Here is a 17,012-nt window from a genome sequence, read left to right on the forward strand (position 1 = left end):
GTGTGCCGGTCAGTCCCGGTTCTGTACGTGCTGGTAGCCGAAGCGGCCCTTGATGCACAGGTTGCCGTGGGTCACCGGGTTGTCGTGCGGTGAGGTGACCTTGACGATCTCATTGTCCTGCACATGGAGCGTGAGATTGCAGCCCACTCCGCAGTACGCGCACACCGTCGTCGTCTCGGTCTGCCGCTCCTCGTCCCAGGTGCCCGCCGCCCGCATGTCGAACTCGGACTTGAAGGACAGGGCCCCGGTGGGGCACACCTCGATGCAGTTGCCGCAGTACACGCACGCCGAGTCGGTCAGCGGGCCGTCGTGCTCGACCGAGATCCGGGCGTCGAAGCCGCGGCCGGAGACGGAGATGGCGAAGCTGTTCTGCCACTGGTCGCCACAGGCGTCCACGCACTTGTAGCAGAGGATGCACTTGCCGTAGTCGCGCACGTAGAGGTCGTTGTCGACACGCGGTTCCTCGTCGACGCGCGCCGCGTCCGGGCCGAAGCGGTCGGGCTTCGCCTCGTACTCCTTGATCCACTGGGCGACCGAAGGGGTGGTGGAGAGGTCGACCGAGGAGGCGAGGAGTTCGAGGACGACCTTGCGGCTGTGCCGGGCGCGCTCGGTGTCCGTGCGCACCACCATGCCGGGCTCCGCCCTGCGCGAGCAGGCCGGCGCGAGGGTCCTGGCCCCCTCCACGTCCACCACGCAGACCCGGCAGGCGTTCTTCGGGGTCAGCGTGTCGCCCTCGCACAGGGTCGGGACGTCCTTCCCGGCGGCCCGGCAGGCGTCGAGGATCGTGGACCCTTCGGGGACCCGGGCCTCCTGCCCGTCGAGGGTGAACTCCACCAGGCGGCGCGGCACTCCGAGCGGTATCGCGGTCATTCGTACGCCCCCAGACGGTCGATGGCGGATTCCACGGCGTTCCACGCGGTCTGTCCGAGACCGCAGATCGAGGCGTCCCGCATCGCGCGGCCGACCTCGCGGAGCAGGGCGATGTCGTCGGCCGCCGCGGCGCCCGTGCGGTCGGCGATCCGGTGCAGCGCCTCCTCCTGGCGGACGGTCCCGACCCGGCACGGCACGCACTGACCGCACGACTCGTCGCGGAAGAACTCGGCGATCCGCAGCAGCAGGCGCGGGAGCGGGACGGTGTCGTCGAAGGCCATGACGACACCGGAGCCCAGGGTCGTGCCCGCCTCGCGGGTGCCTTCGAAGGTGAGCGGGATGTCGAGTTCGTCGGGGCGGACGAAACCGCCGGCGGCGCCGCCGAGCAGGACCGCGCGGAGGTTGTCGCGGACCCCGGCGAGGGTGAGCAGCTCGCCGAGCGTGGCGCCGAAGGGGAGTTCGTAGACGCCGGGGCGGGCCACGGAGCCGGACACGCAGAACAGCTTGGGGCCGGTGGACGTCGGGGTGCCGATCGCGGCGTACGCCTCGGCGCCCATCGTCAGGATGGGCAGGACGTTGACCAGGGTCTCCACGTTGTTCTCGACCGTGGGCTTGCCGAACAGGCCCTTCTCCACGGGGAACGGCGGCTTGGAGCGCGGCTCGCCGCGGTGGCCCTCGATGGAGTTGAACAGGGCCGTTTCCTCGCCGCAGATGTACGCGCCCGCGCCGCGCCGGATCTCGATGTCGAAGGCGTAGCCCTGGCCGAGGACGTCGTCGCCGAGGAGGCCGCGGGTGCGGGACTGCTCGATGGCGTGGGTGACGCGGGCCAGGGCGCGGGGGTACTCGCCGCGGAGGTAGAGGTAGCCCTGGTGGGCGCCGGTCGCGTAGGCCGCGATCGTCATGGCCTCGACCAGGGCGTACGGGTCGCCCTCCATCAGGACGCGGTCCTTGAACGTGCCCGGTTCGGATTCGTCGGCGTTGCAGACCAGGTAGTGCGGGTGGTCGGGCTGGGCGGCCGTGGCCTGCCACTTGCGGCCGGTGGGGAAGGCGGCCCCGCCGCGGCCGACCAGGCCGGCGTCGGTGACCTCGCGGATGACGGCGGCGGGGCCGAGGGCGAAGGCGCGGCGCAGGGCGGTGTAGCCGCCGTGGGCGCGGTAGTCGTCGAGGGAGGTGGGGTCCGCGGTGCCGATGCGGTGGAGCAGGGTGAGGGTGGGGGTGCCGGTCTGGGGGACGGCGGTCTCGGGGGCGGGTTCGGTGGGGGCGGATTCGGGGGCGGTGGCCGCCGCGATCGCCTGGGCGGGGGTTGCGGGGGCGCATACCGCCGTCGCGTGGAGGGTGTTTCGCCCCCGCCGCCCCTTCCCTTTCCCGTCCCCGGGGGCTGCCGCCCCCGGACCCCCGCTTTCGGCCTGGACGGCCTCGTCCTCAAACTCCCCCAGAGGGGGTACCCCCGGACGGGCTGATTCGCCCGCCCGGATCGTCAGAGTTGCCGGGGCCCGTTCGCACAGGCCCAGGCAGGGAGATCGCTCGACCTTCACTCCGCTCTCCGGGCCCAGGCGTGCCTCCACGGCCGCGCACAGCTCACTCGCGCCCGCCGCCGTGCACGCCAGGTCGGTGCAGACGTGCAGGACCGTGGCCGGGCGGGGGCGGACCGAGAACATGGCGTAGAAGGTGGCCACCCCGTACGCCTCGGCCGGGGGGACGGTCAGACGGCGGCACACGTAGTCCAGGGCGCCCTCGCTGATCCAGCCGACGCGGTCGTTGAGCGCGTGCAGGGCCGGCAGGAGCTGGTCGCGGCGGTCCCGGGCCTCCCGGCCGCCGCGCGCCCACCTGAGGTCCGCGTCGGAGCGGTCCGCGCCCTCCCAGGAGGACTCGGGCGGGCCGAGCAGCGCGTCGACGGCCGCGCGTTCCTCGTCCGTGGGCTTGCTGTCACCGAAGCGCAGGTCCACTGGCGCTCACCTTCTCGATCCGGATCGCCGAGGCCTTGAACTCCGCCGTCCCGGCGATGGGACAGTTCGCCTCGATGGTCAGCTGGTTGGTGTCCACCTCGTCGGGAAAGTGGAAGCTCATGAAGGCCAGGCCCGGGCGCAGGGCCGTGTCGACCCAGACGGGGGCCAGCAACGAGCCGCGTCGTGAGGTCACCCGTACCTCCTCGCCGACCACCACCCCGTAGCGTTCGGCGTCCTCCGGGCAGAGTTCGACGGACTCGCCGCGGCGCAACGGGGAGGCGTAACCGCCGCTCTGCACGCCGGTGTTGTACGAGTCGAGGCGGCGTCCCGTGGTCAGCCGGATCGGGTACTGCTCGTCGGTGAGGTCCACGGGCGGGTCGTGCCGGACGATGCCGAAGGGGGCGAGGCGGCCGCGGGCGGCAGGGTCCGCAGACCACAACCTGCCGTGCAGGTACGTGGGTTCCAGGTCCTCCGTGCTCGGGCACGGCCACTGGATGCCCTGGTGCTCCTCCAGGCGGGCGTAGGTCATCCCGTGGTGGTCGGGGGAGAGGGAGCGCAGCTCGTTCCAGACCGCCTCCGCGTCGGCGTACTTCCAGTCGTGGCCGAGGCGGGCCGCGAGGTCGCAGAGGATGTCGATGTCCTCGCGGGCCTCGCCCGGCGGGGCCACGGCCCTGCGCACGCGTTGTACACGCCGCTCGCTGTTGGTGGTGGTGCCCTCGGTCTCCGCCCAGCCCGCCGTGGCCGGGAGGACGACGTCCGCCAGTTCGGCGGTCTTGGTGAGGAAGATGTCCTGGACCACCAGGAAGTCCAGGGCGCGCAGGCGGCGTACCGCCTGGTCGGCGTCCGCCTCCGACTGGGCCGGGTTCTCGCCGATGCAGTAGACGGCGCGGAGCGTGCCCTCGTCCATGGCCTCGAACATCTCCGTCAGGGTGAGGCCGTGGTGCGGCTCGACCACCGTGTCCCACGCCGTCTCGAACTTCCGGCGGACCTCCGGGTCGAGGACGTCCTGGAAGCCGGGGAGGCGGTTGGGGATGGCGCCCATGTCGCCGCCGCCCTGCACGTTGTTCTGGCCGCGCAGCGGCTGCAGGCCGGAGCCGTAGCGGCCGACGTGGCCGGTGAGCAGGGAGAGGTTGATCAGGGCGCGGACGTTGTCCGTGCCGTTGTGGTGCTCGGTGATGCCGAGGGTCCAGCACAGCTGGGCGCGCTCGGCGCGGGCGTAGGCGTGCGCCAGGTCGCGGATGGCGGCGGCCGGCACGCCCGTCACCTTCTCGGCGAGGGAGAGGGTCCAGGGCTCGACCAGGGCCTTGTAGTCGTCGTAGCCCGTCGTCGCGCGTTCGATGAACGCCTCGTTGGCCAGGCCCGCGTGGATGATCTCGCGGCCGACCGCGTGCGCCAGCGGGATGTCCGTGCCGACGTTCGGGCCGAGCCAGCTCTCCGCCCACTCGGCGGTCGAGGTGCGGCGCGGGTCCACCGCGTACATGCGGGCGCCGCCCCGGATGCCCTTCAGGACGTGCTGGAAGAAGATCGGGTGCGCGAAACGGGCGTTGGAGCCCCACATCACGATCACGTCGGTGTGCTCGATCTCCTCGTAGGAGGAGGTGCCGCCGCCCGAGCCGAAGGCGGCCGACAGGCCCGCGACGCTCGGCGCGTGGCAGGTGCGGTTGCAGGAGTCGACGTTGTGGGTGCCCATGACCACCCGGGCGAACTTCTGCGCCACGTAGTTCATCTCGTTGGTCGCCCGCGCGCAGGAGAACATCCCGAAAGCGCCGCGCGCCGCCGTCAGGCCCCGGGCCGTGCGGTCCAGGGCCTCCTCCCAGGTCGCCCGGCGGAAGGGCTCCTCGCGCGAGTCCCGGACCAGGGGGTGGGTGAGGCGGGTGTAGGTCTTGGGGGTTCGGTCGCGTTTCCTCATGCGGCGCTCCTCAGCGCGAGCAGGTCCGACAGGGCGTGCACGGTGCGCAGGGTGGGCACCGGGACCCCGGTGATCTCCGCCAGCTCGACGACGGCCGCGAGCAGCACGTCGAGTTCGAGCGGCTTGCCGCGCTCCAGGTCCTGGAGCGTGGAGGTGCGGTGGTCGCCGACCCGTTCGGCGCCCGCGATCCGGCGTTCGATGGAGACGCCGACCTCGCATCCGAGGGCCGCGGCGACCGCCAGCGTCTCGGTCATCATGGTCTCGATGACCTCGCGGGTGCCGCCGTGCAGGCACATCTGGCGCATGGTGGCCCGGGCCAGGGCGCTGATCGGGTTGAAGGAGATGTTGCCGAGCAGCTTCAGCCAGATGTCGCCCCGCAGGTCCGGCTCGACGGGGCACTTCAGGCCGCCCGCCCGCATGGCCTCGCTGAGCGCCATGCACCGCGGCGAGACCTCCCGGCCGGGCTCGCCGATCGAGAACCGGGTGCCTTCCACATGCCGGACGACGCCCGGCTGCTCCAGCTCGGTGGCCGCGTACACGACGCAGCCGACGGCCCGCTCGGGCGCGAGCACCGCACTGACCGCGCCGGCCGGGTCCACGCTTTCGAGGCGGCGCCCGTCGTACGGGCCGCCGTGCCGGTGGAAGTACCACCAGGGGATGCCGTTCTGGGCGGCCACGACCGCCGTGGTCCGGTGCAGCAGCGGCTCGATCAGCGGCCCGCACGCCGCGTACGAGTTCGCCTTCAGACCCAGGAACACGTAGTCGACCGGGCCGACTTCGGCCGGGTCGTCGGTGGCGCGAGGGTGCGCGGTGAAGTCGCCGCGGGGGCTGCGCACCCGTACCCCGTACTGCCTCATGGCCGCCAGATGCGGTCCACGGGCGATGAGATGCACGTCGGCGCCCGCACGGTGGAGCGCGGCGCCGACGTAGGCGCCGATCGCCCCGGCGCCGAGGACTGCGACTTTCATGGCGGGGGAGCTCCGTTCGGTCGAGGGACACCGAGGAACTGGGAGAAACGGGTCGACGGGACGCGATGATGTCGACGAAATATTGTCTACAGTATGGAGGTTGGGGCGGCAAGGCTTCGTGCAGCAGTAGTGGTGGTCCGTAGTCGGGTGTTCGGCTTCTGTAGTTGTCTGCTCAACAGTCTTCTCAAGCGCTTTCCGGATGCCTACGGTTGGGGACCCATGAGTCCCCCCGTCGCACCCCCGGGCTGGAGCCGCTGGCTCGTTCCCCCGGCCGCTCTCTCGGTCCACCTCTCCATCGGCCAGGCATACGCCTGGTCCGTGTTCAAACCGCCCCTGGAATCCGCGCTCGGCCTCAGCGGCACGCAGAGCGCGCTGCCCTTCCAGCTCGGCATCGTCATGCTCGGTCTCTCGGCCGCGTTCGGCGGCACGCTCGTGGAACGGCACGGGCCCCGCTGGGCGATGACCGTCGCCCTGGTCTGCTTCTCCTCCGGCTTCCTGCTCTCCGCGCTCGGCGCGGCCGTGGAGCAGTACTGGCTGATCGTCCTCGGCTACGGCTTCGTCGGCGGGATCGGCCTCGGTATCGGCTACATCTCGCCCGTCTCGACGCTGATCAAGTGGTTCCCGGACCGGCCGGGCATGGCCACCGGCATCGCCATCATGGGCTTCGGCGGCGGCGCCCTCATCGCCTCGCCGTGGTCGGCGCAGATGCTGAAGTCCTTCGGCACCGACAACTCGGGGATCGCCCTCGCCTTCCTCGTGCACGGACTGACGTACGCCGTCTTCATGCTCCTCGGCGTGCTGCTGGTGCGGGTGCCGAGGCCCAAGGAGCGGACGGACGGCCGGCCCGCCCCGCTCGAAGGCGTCCAGGTCTCGGCGCGTTCGGCCCTGCGCACCCCGCAGTTCTGGCTGCTGTGGCTCGTGCTCTGCATGAACGTCACGGCCGGCATCGGCATCCTGGAGAAGGCCGCGCCGATGATCACGGACTTCTTCGCCGACACGTCCACGCCGGTGTCGGCGACCGCGGCCGCCGGTTTCGTGGCGCTGTTGTCGGCGGCCAACATGGCGGGCAGGATCGGCTGGTCCTCGACCTCCGACCTGATCGGACGCAAGAACATCTACCGCGTCTATCTCGGCGTCGGCGCCCTGATGTACACCCTGATCGCGCTGTTCGGCGACTCCTCCAAGCCGCTGTTCGTCCTGTGCGCGCTGGTCGTCCTCTCCTTCTACGGCGGCGGCTTCGCCACGGCCCCGGCCTACCTCAAGGACCTCTTCGGCACCTACCAGGTCGGCGCGATCCACGGGCGGCTGCTCACCGCCTGGTCGCTGGCCGGTGTCCTCGGGCCGCTGATCGTGAACTGGATCGCCGACCACCAGGAGGAGGCGGGACGGCACGGCTCGGCCCTGTACGGCACCTCGTTCCTCATCATGATCGGGCTGCTGGTCGTCGGCTTCGTCGCCAACGAACTCGTCCGGCCCGTCCACGCCCGGTACCACGAGCCCGCGACCACCGGGCCCGCGACCACCGACCCCGCGCCGAAGGAGGGCAACGATGTCACCCGACAGCAGCCAGAGTCCGCCTGAGGCGGCCGAGGTGCCCGACCGGCGGCCGCTGATCGCCTTCACCTGGCTCTGGGTCGGCGCGCCGCTCGCCTACGGGCTGTACGAACTCGTGCGCAAGGCGACCCAGCTCTTCACCGGGTAGGGCGGACACCGGCGAGCGGACCGCCCGGGCGCGACGGAGGATGCTGACCGAAGCCGACAAGCCGGGCGCCCGTTTCCTGTCGTATCACCTGCCGTCGTACCCGTCGGTCACTGATCACACTGGTGGATCCCGTACCCCGAGGCAGCGAGGACTCCACCCATGCACCACGGCTCCCGGATCACCGCCGTCGGCCACTACCAGCCCGCCCAGGTCCTCACCAACGAGGACCTGGCGGGCATGGTCGACACCAGCGACGAGTGGATCAGGAGCCGGGTGGGTATTCGTTCGCGCCGGATCGCCGGACCCGACGAGCCGGTCGACGAGCTGGCCGGCCACGCCGCCGCGAAGGCGCTCGCGGCGGCCGGCCTGACCCCCGCCGACGTGGACCTGGTCGTGGTCGCCACCTCCACCGCGATCGACCGCTCCCCGAACACCGCCGCCCGCGTCGCGGCCCGCCTCGGCATCCCCGGCCCCGCAGCGCTGGACCTCAACGTCGTGTGCGCGGGCTTCACCCACGCGCTGGCCACCGCCGACCACGCGGTACGGGCCGGTTCGTCGAGCCGGGCACTGGTCGTCGGCGCGGACAAGATGTCCGAGGTCGTCGACTGGACCGACCGGAGCACCTGCGTGCTGGTCGGCGACGGGGCGGGGGCCGCCGTCGTGGAGGGCTGCGCGCCGGGCGAGGAGGCGGGGATCGGCCCCGTGCTGTGGGGTTCGGTGCCCGAGATGGGCAACGCGGTCCGCATCGAGGGCACGCCGCCGCGGTTCGCACAGGAGGGGCAGAGCGTCTACCGCTGGGCCACCACCCGGCTGCCCGCCATCGCGCGCCGGGCCTGCGAGCGGTCCGGCCTCGAACCCGCCGACCTGGCCGCGGTCGTCCTGCATCAGGCCAACCTGCGCATCATCGAACCCCTCGCCGCGAAGATCGGCGCCGTCAACGCCGTGGTCGCCCGCGACGTCGTCGAGTCCGGGAACACCTCCGCGGCGAGCATCCCGCTGGCGCTCTCCAAGCTGGTGGAGCGGGGCGAGATCACCACCGGCGACCCGGTGCTCCTCTTCGGCTTCGGCGGCAACCTCTCCTACGCCGGACAGGTCGTCCGCTGCCCCTGATGCGCCGGCCCCCTCGGTGTGACGTGGCCTACACCCCGGTCCCGGGCGAGAGCGCGCCGTAGACTGTAGACGAAAGACAATCAATACTTCGCGTACTGGTTGTGTTCCGGTCGTCGAGGGGGGACCGATGTTGTCCGCAGGACTGCCGCAGGGCGCGGTGCCCAGACTCGAACGGCCCGGCCCGCTGCGGGACCGTGTCTACGAGGCGCTGCTCGAACTCATCACCACGCGGGCCCTGCGCCCCGGCCAGCACCTCGTCGAGAGCGAACTGGCCGGTCATCTCGGGGTGTCGAGGCAGCCGGTGCGCGAGGCGCTGCAGCGGCTCAACACCGAGGGCTGGGTCGATCTGCGCCCCGCGCAGGGCGCCTTCGTGCACGAGCCGACGGAGGAGGAGGCGGACCAGCTCCTGACGGTGCGTACGCTCCTGGAGGCCGAGGCGGCCCGGCTCGCCGCGGCCAACGCCTCCTCGGCCGGCATCGCCGCGCTGGAGGAGCTGTGCGAGGAGGGGGAGCGGGCCGTCGCCGCCGAGGACGTGGACGCCACCGTCGCCGTCAACGCCCGCTTCCACGGCAAGGTCATGGAGCTGGCGGGCAACGCCGTCCTGGCCGAACTCGCCGCGCAGGTCGACCGGAGGGTGCGCTGGTACTACACGCCGGTCGCCCGGCAGCGCGGCCGCCAGTCCTGGATCGAGCACCGCAAGCTGATCGCGGCCATCACCGAACGGGACGAGCAGGCGGCGACCCGGCTGATGCGCGAGCACACGGAGCACACCCGCCGCTCCTACCACGCGCGCGGAGAGTCCTGAAAGCACAGCGCCCGAGGTCAGAGCCCGTTCACAGGGCGTTCACAGGCCGCCCGGCCATCGTGCCGGGCGGGCTCGTCGTGTTCGGGGGCGTCGGACGCCGCGCCGTTCTTTGTCCACTCAGAGGAGAAAGTTCGCAGCAATTCATGCGTGACTTCTTCCCACACCCGGCGCCCGCTGCTACGTTCCCTCCGAAAGCACGCCACGACAGCACGTCACGACGTGGCCGGAAACCGGCGGACTCAAGGCCGATTGAGGCGGGGAGGGGCTCGTGAGACGCATGACCGCACGACCCGCTAACGCCCACCAAGCGCGACTGCTCCAGCTGTTGCGCGACGGCGGGCCCAACTCCCGCGCCCAGCTGGGGGACCAGGTCGACCTCTCCAGGTCCAAGCTGGCCGTCGAGGTGGACCGGCTGCTGGAGACCGGTCTCGTCGTGGCCGACGGACTCGCCGCCTCGCGCGGCGGGCGCCGCAGCCACAACGTCCGCCTCAACCCCGAACTGCGCTTCCTCGGCGTCGACATCGGCGCGACCTCGGTCGACGTCGCCGTCACCAACGCCGAACTGGAGATCCTCGGGCACATCAACCAGCCCATGGACGTGCGCGAGGGCCCGGTCGCGGTCTTCGAGCAGGTGCTGTCCATGGCCGCCAAGCTGCGCGCCTCCGGGCTCGCGGAGGGCTTCGACGGCGCCGGCATCGGCGTCCCGGGGCCGGTCCGCTTCCCCGAGGGCGTGCCGGTGGCTCCGCCGATCATGCCGGGCTGGGACGGCTTCCCCGTCCGGGAGGCGCTCAGCCAGGAACTCGGCTGCCCGGTCATGGTCGACAACGACGTGAACCTGATGGCGCTGGGCGAGCAGCACGCGGGCGTCGCCCGCACCCAGCACGACTTCCTCGTCGTCAAGATCGGTACCGGCATCGGCTGCGGCATCGTCGTCGGCGGGGAGGTCTACCGCGGTACGACCGGCAGCGCGGGCGACATCGGGCACATCCAGGCCGTGCCCGAGGGCCGCCAGTGCGCCTGCGGCAACCGGGGCTGCCTGGAGGCCCACTTCAGCGGCGCGGCCCTGGCCCGCGACGCCACGGAGGCCGCCCAGCAGGGCCAGTCGGCCGAGCTCGCGAACCGGCTGGAGGCGAACGGGGGCCTCAGCGCCGCCGACGTCGCCGCCGCGGCCGCCGCGGGCGACGCCACCGCACTGGACCTGATCAGGGAGGGCGGCCGCAGCACCGGCCAGGTCATCGCCGGCCTGGTCAGCTTCTTCAACCCGGGCCTGGTGGTGATCGGCGGCGGGGTGACCGGCCTCGGCCACAACCTGCTCGCCGCGATCCGCACCCAGGTCTACCGCCAGTCGCTGCCCCTGGCGACCGGCAACCTGCCCATCGTCCTCGGGGAGCTGGGACCCACCGCCGGAGTCATCGGCGCGGCCCGGCTGATCAGCGACCACCTGTTCTCACCCGCGTAGTCACCGTTCGGTTCCCGAGCCCCACCCAGCACAGCGCTCTGCTCAGCTCTGCCCTGCTCCGTACCGCCACGTCCTGTTCTGCCACATCCTGTTTCCGCCACGCCCTGCTCTGCTCTGCCCTGACACCGGCCCGCACGCCCGCCGAGGGGACCTCACATGGCACCAGAACCACCGCTGCTCAGCATGTCCGGCATCACCAAGTCGTTCCCCGGAGTCCGGGCCCTCGACGGCGTCGACCTCGACGTCCAGGCCGGCGAGGTGCACTGCCTCCTCGGCCAGAACGGCGCCGGGAAGTCCACCCTCATCAAGGTGCTGGCCGGCGCCCACCAGCCCGACACCGGAACCATCCGCTGGCGCGGCGAGGAGGTCACCCTGCGCTCGCCCATCGCGGCCATGCGCCTGGGCATCGCCACCATCTACCAGGAACTCGACCTGGTCGAGCACCTGTCGGTGGCCGAGAACGTCCACCTCGGACACGAGCCGACCGCCGCCGGCTTCGTCGTCCGGGGCAAGGCGGCCAAGGCGTCGACGGCCGCGCTGCTCAAGCGGCTCGGGCACCCCGAGGTCGACCCGGGGCGGCTGGTCGGCGACCTGTCGGCGGCCCAGCAGCAGATCGTGTCGATGGCACGGGCGCTGTCCCACGACGTACGGCTGATCGTGATGGACGAGCCGTCCGCCGCGCTCGACCCGGACGAGGTCGACCACCTCTTCCGCATCGTCGCCGACCTCACCGCCGACGGAGTCGCCGTCGTCTACATCTCGCACCGCCTGGAGGAGATCCGCCGCATCGGCGACCGGGTCACCGTCCTCAAGGACGGCCGCGCGGTGGCCCGCGGTCTGCCCGCCGAGTCCACGCCCACCCGCGACGTGGTGGCGCTGATGACGGGACGCAACGTCGAGTACGTCTTCCCGGAACGGCCCACCGCACCCCCCGCGGCCGAACCCGTGCTCAGCGTCCGGGGACTGGCCCGCCACGGCGAGTTCGCCCCGCTCGACCTGGAGGTGCGCCCCGGCGAGATCGTCGGCCTCGCCGGGCTCGTCGGCTCCGGCCGCTCCGAGATCCTCGAGACGGTCTACGGCGCCCGCAAGGCGAGCGCCGGCCAGGTCCTCGTCGACGGGCGCCCGCTCCGGCCGGGCAGCGTGCGCGCCGCCGTGCGCGCCGGACTCGGACTCGCCCCCGAGGAACGCAAGGCCCAGGCCCTGCTGATGCTGGAGTCCGTCACCCGCAACGTGTCGGTCTCCGCCATGTCCCGCTTCTCGCGCGGCGGCTGGATCGACCGCGGCGCCGAACTCGGCGCGGCCCGCAAGGCCACCCGGGAACTGTCGCTGCGGCCCGACAACCCGTCCGTGCCCGTGCGCACCCTGTCCGGCGGCAACCAGCAGAAGGCGGTGCTCGCCCGCTGGCTGCTGCGCGGCTGCCGGGTCCTGCTGCTCGACGAACCCACCCGCGGCGTCGACGTCGGCGCCCGCGCCGAGCTGTACGCCGTCATCCGGCGGCTGGCCGACGAGGGCCTGGCCGTACTGCTGGTCTCCAGCGAGGTGCCCGAGGTACTGGGTCTCGCCGACCGCGTACTGGTACTGCGCGAGGGCCGCGTCGTGCACGAGGCCCCCGCCCGCGAACTCGACGAACCCCGCGTACTCGACCTCGTGATGGAAGGAAGTCCGGCGTCATGACGCAGCACGTGTCCCCGCCGCGGGACGGCACCGGCAAGGCGGCACCCCTGGACGGTCCGCCCGCCTGGCGGGTCCGGTTGGGCCGCGCCGACGTCCGCACCCTCACCCTGCTCGGCGTGCTCGCCGTACTGGTCCTCATCGGCGGCATCACCCAGCCCGACTCGTTCCTCGACACCCACAACCTCCAACTGGTGCTCACCCAGGCGTCCGTGATCGGCGTCGTGACCGTCGGCATGACCTTCGTCATCGTCTCGGGCGGCATCGACCTGTCGGTCGGCGCCATCGTCGCCCTCTCCTCGGTGTGGGCGACCACGGTGGCCACCCAGGAGTACGGCTTCGCCGGGATCCTCTTCACGGCGATCGTGGTCGGCGTCGGCTGCGGCCTGGTCAACGGCCTGCTCATCTCCTTCGGCGGGATGGTCCCCTTCATCGCCACCCTCGCGATGCTGGCCTCGGCGCGTGGACTCGCGCTCCAGATCACCGACGGCCGCACCCAGGTCGTCACCGTCCCGAGCGTCCTCGACCTCGCCGAGCGCGACTCGTACGTGCTCGGCATACCGCCGCTGGTCCTGGTCTTCGCGGCCGTCACCGTCGTCGGCTGGCTGGTCCTGAACCGGACCACCTTCGGCCGCCGCACCGTCGCCGTCGGCGGCAACGCCGAGGCCGCCCGGCTGGCCGGCATCGACGTCCGGCGCCAGCGGCTCTACCTCTACCTGCTGTCCGGGCTGTGCTGCGGCATCGCCGCCTTCCTGCTGATCGCCCTCGCCGGCTCCGGCCAGAACACCAACGGCAACCTCTACGAACTCGACGCCATCGCCGCCGCGATCATCGGCGGCACCCTGCTGACCGGCGGCCGGGGCCACATCATCGGCTCCGTGCTGGGCGTCCTGATCTTCACCACGATCACCAACATCTTCGCCCTGAACAACCTGCAGACCGACGTGCAGCAGATCGCCAAGGGCGCGATCATCGTCGCCGCCGTGCTGGTCCAGCGCCGTACCGCAAGCACGCATTGAGGAAAGGGTTCACCGTCATGACGAAGCTCACGAGTCGCAGAGGGCTGCTCTTCGGAGCCGCCGCCGTGTCCGCCGGTGCCGTCCTCACGGGGTGCACCAGCAACGACCCCGACGACGGCGACGACAAGGCCGCCGCGGACACCCAGCCGGCCGCCGACGACAAGCCCGGCAAGCCGGTCACCATCGGCTACGCCGGCCCGCAGGCCGACCACGGCTGGCTCAACGCCGTCAACGACCAGGCCAAGAAGCGCGCCGAGAAGTACTCCGAGATCACCATGGAGATCACCGAGGGCTCCAACGACACCGCGCAGCAGATCGGCCAGATCGAGACCCTCATCAACAAGAAGGTCGACGTCCTGGTCATCCTGCCGGCCGACGGCAAGGCCCTCACCCAGGTCGGCCTGAAGGCGATGCGGGCCGGCATCCCCGTCATCAACCTGGACCGCATCTTCAACAGCCCCCAGGCCTACCGCTGCTGGGTCGGCGGCGACAACTACGGCATGGGCCTCAACGCCGCCCACTACATCGGCGAGAAGCTCAAGGACAAGCCGAACGCCAAGGTCATCGAGCTGGCCGGCATCGACAACCTGGAACTGACCCAGCAGCGCACCCAGGGCTTCGACGACGGACTGAAGAACTACCCGAACATCAAGAAGGTGGCCCGACAGGCCGCCGAGTTCACCGTCGAGTCCGGCCAGTCCAAGATGGCCCAGCTGCTCCAGGCCCAGTCGGACTTCGACGCCCTGTGGAACCACGACGACGACCAGGGCGTGGGCGCCCTGCGCGCCATCGAGCAGGCCGGACGCGACGACTTCCTGATGGTCGGCGGCGCGGGCGCGCTCTCCGCCTTCCAGGCCATCAAGGCCGACAGCGGCGTCCTGAAGGCGACGGTGCTCTACCCGCCGACCATGGCCGCCTCCGCGATCGACCTGGCCCGCGCCCTCGGCCAGGGCAAGGGCGTCAGCGGCCTCGCCGAGTTCGAGATCCCCTCGACCGTCACCTGCTACTCGGCCGTCGTCGACAAGGACAACGTCGACCAGTACATGTCCACCGGCTTCAAGTGAGGGCTGCCGCTCCGGCAGCGGCCTGACCAGCCGCCGCCGGGGCGGGGCCCACCCCACCGCGCCACCACGACGAGGAGGACATCCGCATGGGACAGCCGCAGCAGCCCGAGGGGGCCGGCGCCGAGGAGGCAGCCGCCGGGACCGACAGCGGGACCGATACCGGGACCGACGCCGGGGCCGGGGCGGCGACGGGGGCGTCCGCGACCAGACCGCCCCTGCGCGTCGGCATGGTCGGCTACGCCTTCATGGGTGCCGCCCACTCCCAGGGCTGGCGCACCGCCGGCCGGGTCTTCGACCTGCCGCTGAACCCGGTGCTGGCCGCGATCTGCGGGCGGGACGCCGACGCCGTGCGCCTCGCGGCCGACCGGCACGGCTGGGCGAGCACCGAGACCGACTGGCGGACCCTGGTCGAACGGGACGACATCGACCTCGTCGACATCTGCACCCCCGGCGACAGCCACGCCGAGATCGCGCTGGCCGCGCTCGCCGCCGGGAAACACGTCCTGTGCGAGAAGCCGCTCGCCAACACCGTCGAGGAGGCGCAGGCGATGGCCCGCGCCGCCGAGGAGGCCGGAGCTCGCGGACAGCTGGCGATGGTCGGCTTCAACTACCGCCGGGTGCCGGCCACCGCGCTGGCCCGGCGGATGGTCGCCGAGGGCCGGGTCGGACGGCTGCGGCACCTGCGGGTGACCTACCTCCAGGACTGGCTGGTCGACCCGAAGGCCCCGCTCACCTGGCGGCTGCGCAAGGAGCTGGCCGGGTCGGGGGCGCTCGGCGACCTCGGTGCCCACATCGTCGACCTCGCCCAGTACCTGTCGGGGGAGCGGATCGCGGGCGTCTCCGCCCTCACCGAGACCTTCGTACGGGAACGTCCGCTGCCCGCGGGCGCCCCGCGCGGCCTCTCGGCGGGCTCGGCGGACGGGGTGACGGGACAGGTGACCGTCGACGACGCCGCCGTGTTCACCGGCCGCCTCACCTCCGGCGCCCTGGTGTCCTTCGAGGCCACCCGGTACGCCACCGGCCGCAAGAACGCCCTGCGCATCGAACTCAACGGCGAGCGCGGCTCCCTCGCCTTCGACCTGGAACGGCTCAACGAGCTGGAGTACCACGACGGCACCGAGCCCGGAGAGCACGCCGGCTTCCGCCGGATCCTGGTCACCGAACCCGAACACCCCTACCTGGACGCCTGGTGGCCGCCGGGCCACGGACTCGGCTACGAGCACACCTTCGTGCACCAGGCGCGCGACCTCGTGCACGCCCTCGCCGAGGGCCGCGGGCCCGAACCCTCCTTCGCGGACGGGCTGCAGGTGCAGCGCGTGCTCGCCGCCGTGGAGGAGAGCGCCGAGAAGAACTCCGTCTACACCCCGATCGCCCCCATCGCACTCTGAGGAGGCCGGCAGCGACATGCCACGCAACTTCACGCTCTTCACCGGACAGTGGGCGGACCTGCCGCTGGAGGAGGTCTGCCGCCTCGCCCGCGACTTCGGCTACGACGGCCTGGAACTCGCCTGCTGGGGCGACCACTTCGAGGTCGACAAGGCCCTCGCCGACCCCTCCTACGTGGACTCCCGGCACCAACTGCTCGACAAGTACGGCCTCAAGTGCTGGGCCATCTCCAACCACCTGGTCGGCCAGGCCGTCTGCGACGCCATCATCGACGAGCGCCACGAGGCGATCCTGCCCGCCCGCATCTGGGGCGACGGCGACGCGGAGGGCGTACGGCAGCGCGCCGCCGCCGAGATCAAGGACACCGCACGGGCCGCGGCCCGCTTCGGCGTCGACACCGTCATCGGATTCACCGGCTCGGCGATCTGGCACCTGGTCGCGATGTTCCCGCCCGCGCCCGAATCGATGATCGAGCGCGGCTACCAGGACTTCGCGGACCGCTGGAACCCGATCCTGGACGTCTTCGACGCCGAGGGCGTGCGGTTCGCGCACGAGGTGCACCCCAGCGAGATCGCCTACGACTACTGGACCACGCAGCGGGCCCTGGAGGCGGTCGGCCACCGGCCCGCGTTCGGCCTCAACTTCGACCCCTCCCACTTCGTGTGGCAGGACCTCGACCCCGTCGGCTTCCTGTGGGACTTCCGCGACCGCATCTACCACGTCGACTGCAAGGAGGCCCGCAAGCGCCTCGACGGCCGCAACGGGCGGCTCGGCTCCCACCTCCCGTGGGGCGACCCGCGGCGCGGCTGGGACTTCGTGTCGGCCGGCCACGGCGACGTCCCCTGGGAGGACGTGTTCCGCATGCTGCGCTCCATCGACTACCAGGGACCCGTCTCCGTCGAGTGGGAGGACGCCGGCATGGACCGGCTGCAGGGCGCTCCCGAGGCCCTCACCCGGCTCAAGGGCTTCGACTTCGAACCGCCCACCGCGTCCTTCGACGCAGCGTTCAACAGCTGATCCGCGCACCCGGCGCAGGTCGGTCGGGACGGGGACCGGAGCAACCGCCGGTCCCCGGTCGGGGCTGCCCGAATCCCGCTTTGTCC

General features: G+C 71.9%; 14 protein-coding genes. 10 read left to right on the top strand and 4 right to left on the bottom strand.

Translation table 11 applies throughout. The features are described from left to right. Nucleotides 1-9 precede the first annotated feature (9 nt). The 4 genes from IE258_RS18610 to IE258_RS18625 are packed head-to-tail and all read right to left on the bottom strand — an operon-like array spanning nt 10 to nt 5,693. Nucleotides 10-870, bottom strand: a complete 861-nt coding sequence (locus IE258_RS18610) for a 2Fe-2S iron-sulfur cluster-binding protein (protein WP_189744851.1) — start codon at nt 868-870, stop codon at nt 10-12. After that, nucleotides 867-2,816, bottom strand: a complete 1,950-nt coding sequence (locus IE258_RS18615) for an NAD(P)H-dependent oxidoreductase subunit E (RefSeq protein ID WP_189744854.1) — start codon at nt 2,814-2,816, stop codon at nt 867-869. Before IE258_RS18615 ends, IE258_RS18610 begins: the two co-directional genes overlap by 4 nt. Then, the gene (locus tag IE258_RS18620; protein WP_189744856.1) at nt 2,797-4,725 is read right to left on the bottom strand and encodes a molybdopterin oxidoreductase family protein; all 1,929 of its coding nucleotides are present in this window, start codon (nt 4,723-4,725) and stop codon (nt 2,797-2,799) included. Before IE258_RS18620 ends, IE258_RS18615 begins: the two co-directional genes overlap by 20 nt. Further along, on the bottom strand, nt 4,722-5,693 hold the full coding sequence (locus IE258_RS18625; RefSeq protein ID WP_189744858.1) for a 2-dehydropantoate 2-reductase: 972 nt from the start codon (nt 5,691-5,693) through the stop codon (nt 4,722-4,724). The genes IE258_RS18620 and IE258_RS18625 overlap by 4 nt, the downstream gene beginning before the upstream one ends. 219 nt (nt 5,694-5,912) lie before the next feature. Between IE258_RS18625 and IE258_RS18630 the strand changes: the two genes are divergently transcribed. From IE258_RS18630 to IE258_RS18675, 10 genes are all read left to right on the top strand, one after another. Beyond that, the gene (locus IE258_RS18630) at nt 5,913-7,274 is read left to right on the top strand and encodes an OFA family MFS transporter (RefSeq protein WP_189744860.1); all 1,362 of its coding nucleotides are present in this window, start codon (nt 5,913-5,915) and stop codon (nt 7,272-7,274) included. Beyond that, nucleotides 7,243-7,395 carry an MFS transporter small subunit gene (locus IE258_RS18635; RefSeq protein WP_171987485.1) on the top strand — a complete coding sequence of 51 codons (153 nt, stop codon included), beginning with the start codon at nt 7,243-7,245 and terminating at the stop codon, nt 7,393-7,395. The genes IE258_RS18630 and IE258_RS18635 overlap by 32 nt, the downstream gene beginning before the upstream one ends. 159 nt (nt 7,396-7,554) lie before the next feature. Next, the gene (locus IE258_RS18640) at nt 7,555-8,505 is read left to right on the top strand and encodes a beta-ketoacyl-ACP synthase III (RefSeq protein WP_189744863.1); all 951 of its coding nucleotides are present in this window, start codon (nt 7,555-7,557) and stop codon (nt 8,503-8,505) included. Between the two features lie 127 nt (nt 8,506-8,632). Next, the gene (locus IE258_RS18645) at nt 8,633-9,310 is read left to right on the top strand and encodes a GntR family transcriptional regulator (protein WP_189744864.1); all 678 of its coding nucleotides are present in this window, start codon (nt 8,633-8,635) and stop codon (nt 9,308-9,310) included. 277 nt (nt 9,311-9,587) lie between these two features. After that, nucleotides 9,588-10,769 (top strand): ROK family transcriptional regulator, encoded by a 1,182-nt coding sequence (locus IE258_RS18650; RefSeq protein WP_087805968.1) that lies wholly within the window; start codon nt 9,588-9,590, stop codon nt 10,767-10,769. A 156-nt stretch (nt 10,770-10,925) separates the two neighbouring features. Continuing rightward, nucleotides 10,926-12,443 carry a sugar ABC transporter ATP-binding protein gene (locus tag IE258_RS18655; RefSeq protein ID WP_189744866.1) on the top strand — a complete coding sequence of 506 codons (1,518 nt, stop codon included), beginning with the start codon at nt 10,926-10,928 and terminating at the stop codon, nt 12,441-12,443. Continuing rightward, nucleotides 12,440-13,459, top strand: coding sequence for an ABC transporter permease (locus IE258_RS18660; RefSeq protein ID WP_127892655.1), 1,020 nt, complete (start codon nt 12,440-12,442; stop codon nt 13,457-13,459). The genes IE258_RS18655 and IE258_RS18660 overlap by 4 nt, the downstream gene beginning before the upstream one ends. A 17-nt stretch (nt 13,460-13,476) precedes the next feature. Then, the gene (locus IE258_RS18665; protein ID WP_159325715.1) at nt 13,477-14,523 is read left to right on the top strand and encodes a substrate-binding domain-containing protein; all 1,047 of its coding nucleotides are present in this window, start codon (nt 13,477-13,479) and stop codon (nt 14,521-14,523) included. Between the two features lie 86 nt (nt 14,524-14,609). Further along, entirely contained in the window at nt 14,610-15,911 is a 1,302-nt protein-coding gene (locus IE258_RS18670) for a Gfo/Idh/MocA family protein (RefSeq protein WP_189744868.1), read from the top strand. Between the two features lie 16 nt (nt 15,912-15,927). Further along, on the top strand, nt 15,928-16,926 hold the full coding sequence (locus tag IE258_RS18675) for a sugar phosphate isomerase/epimerase family protein (protein ID WP_189744870.1): 999 nt from the start codon (nt 15,928-15,930) through the stop codon (nt 16,924-16,926). The last annotated feature ends 86 nt before the right edge of the window (nt 16,927-17,012 follow it).

It is taken from the genome of Streptomyces tendae, from assembly GCF_014650435.1.
In the GTDB taxonomy this organism is placed as follows: domain Bacteria; phylum Actinomycetota; class Actinomycetes; order Streptomycetales; family Streptomycetaceae; genus Streptomyces; species Streptomyces tendae.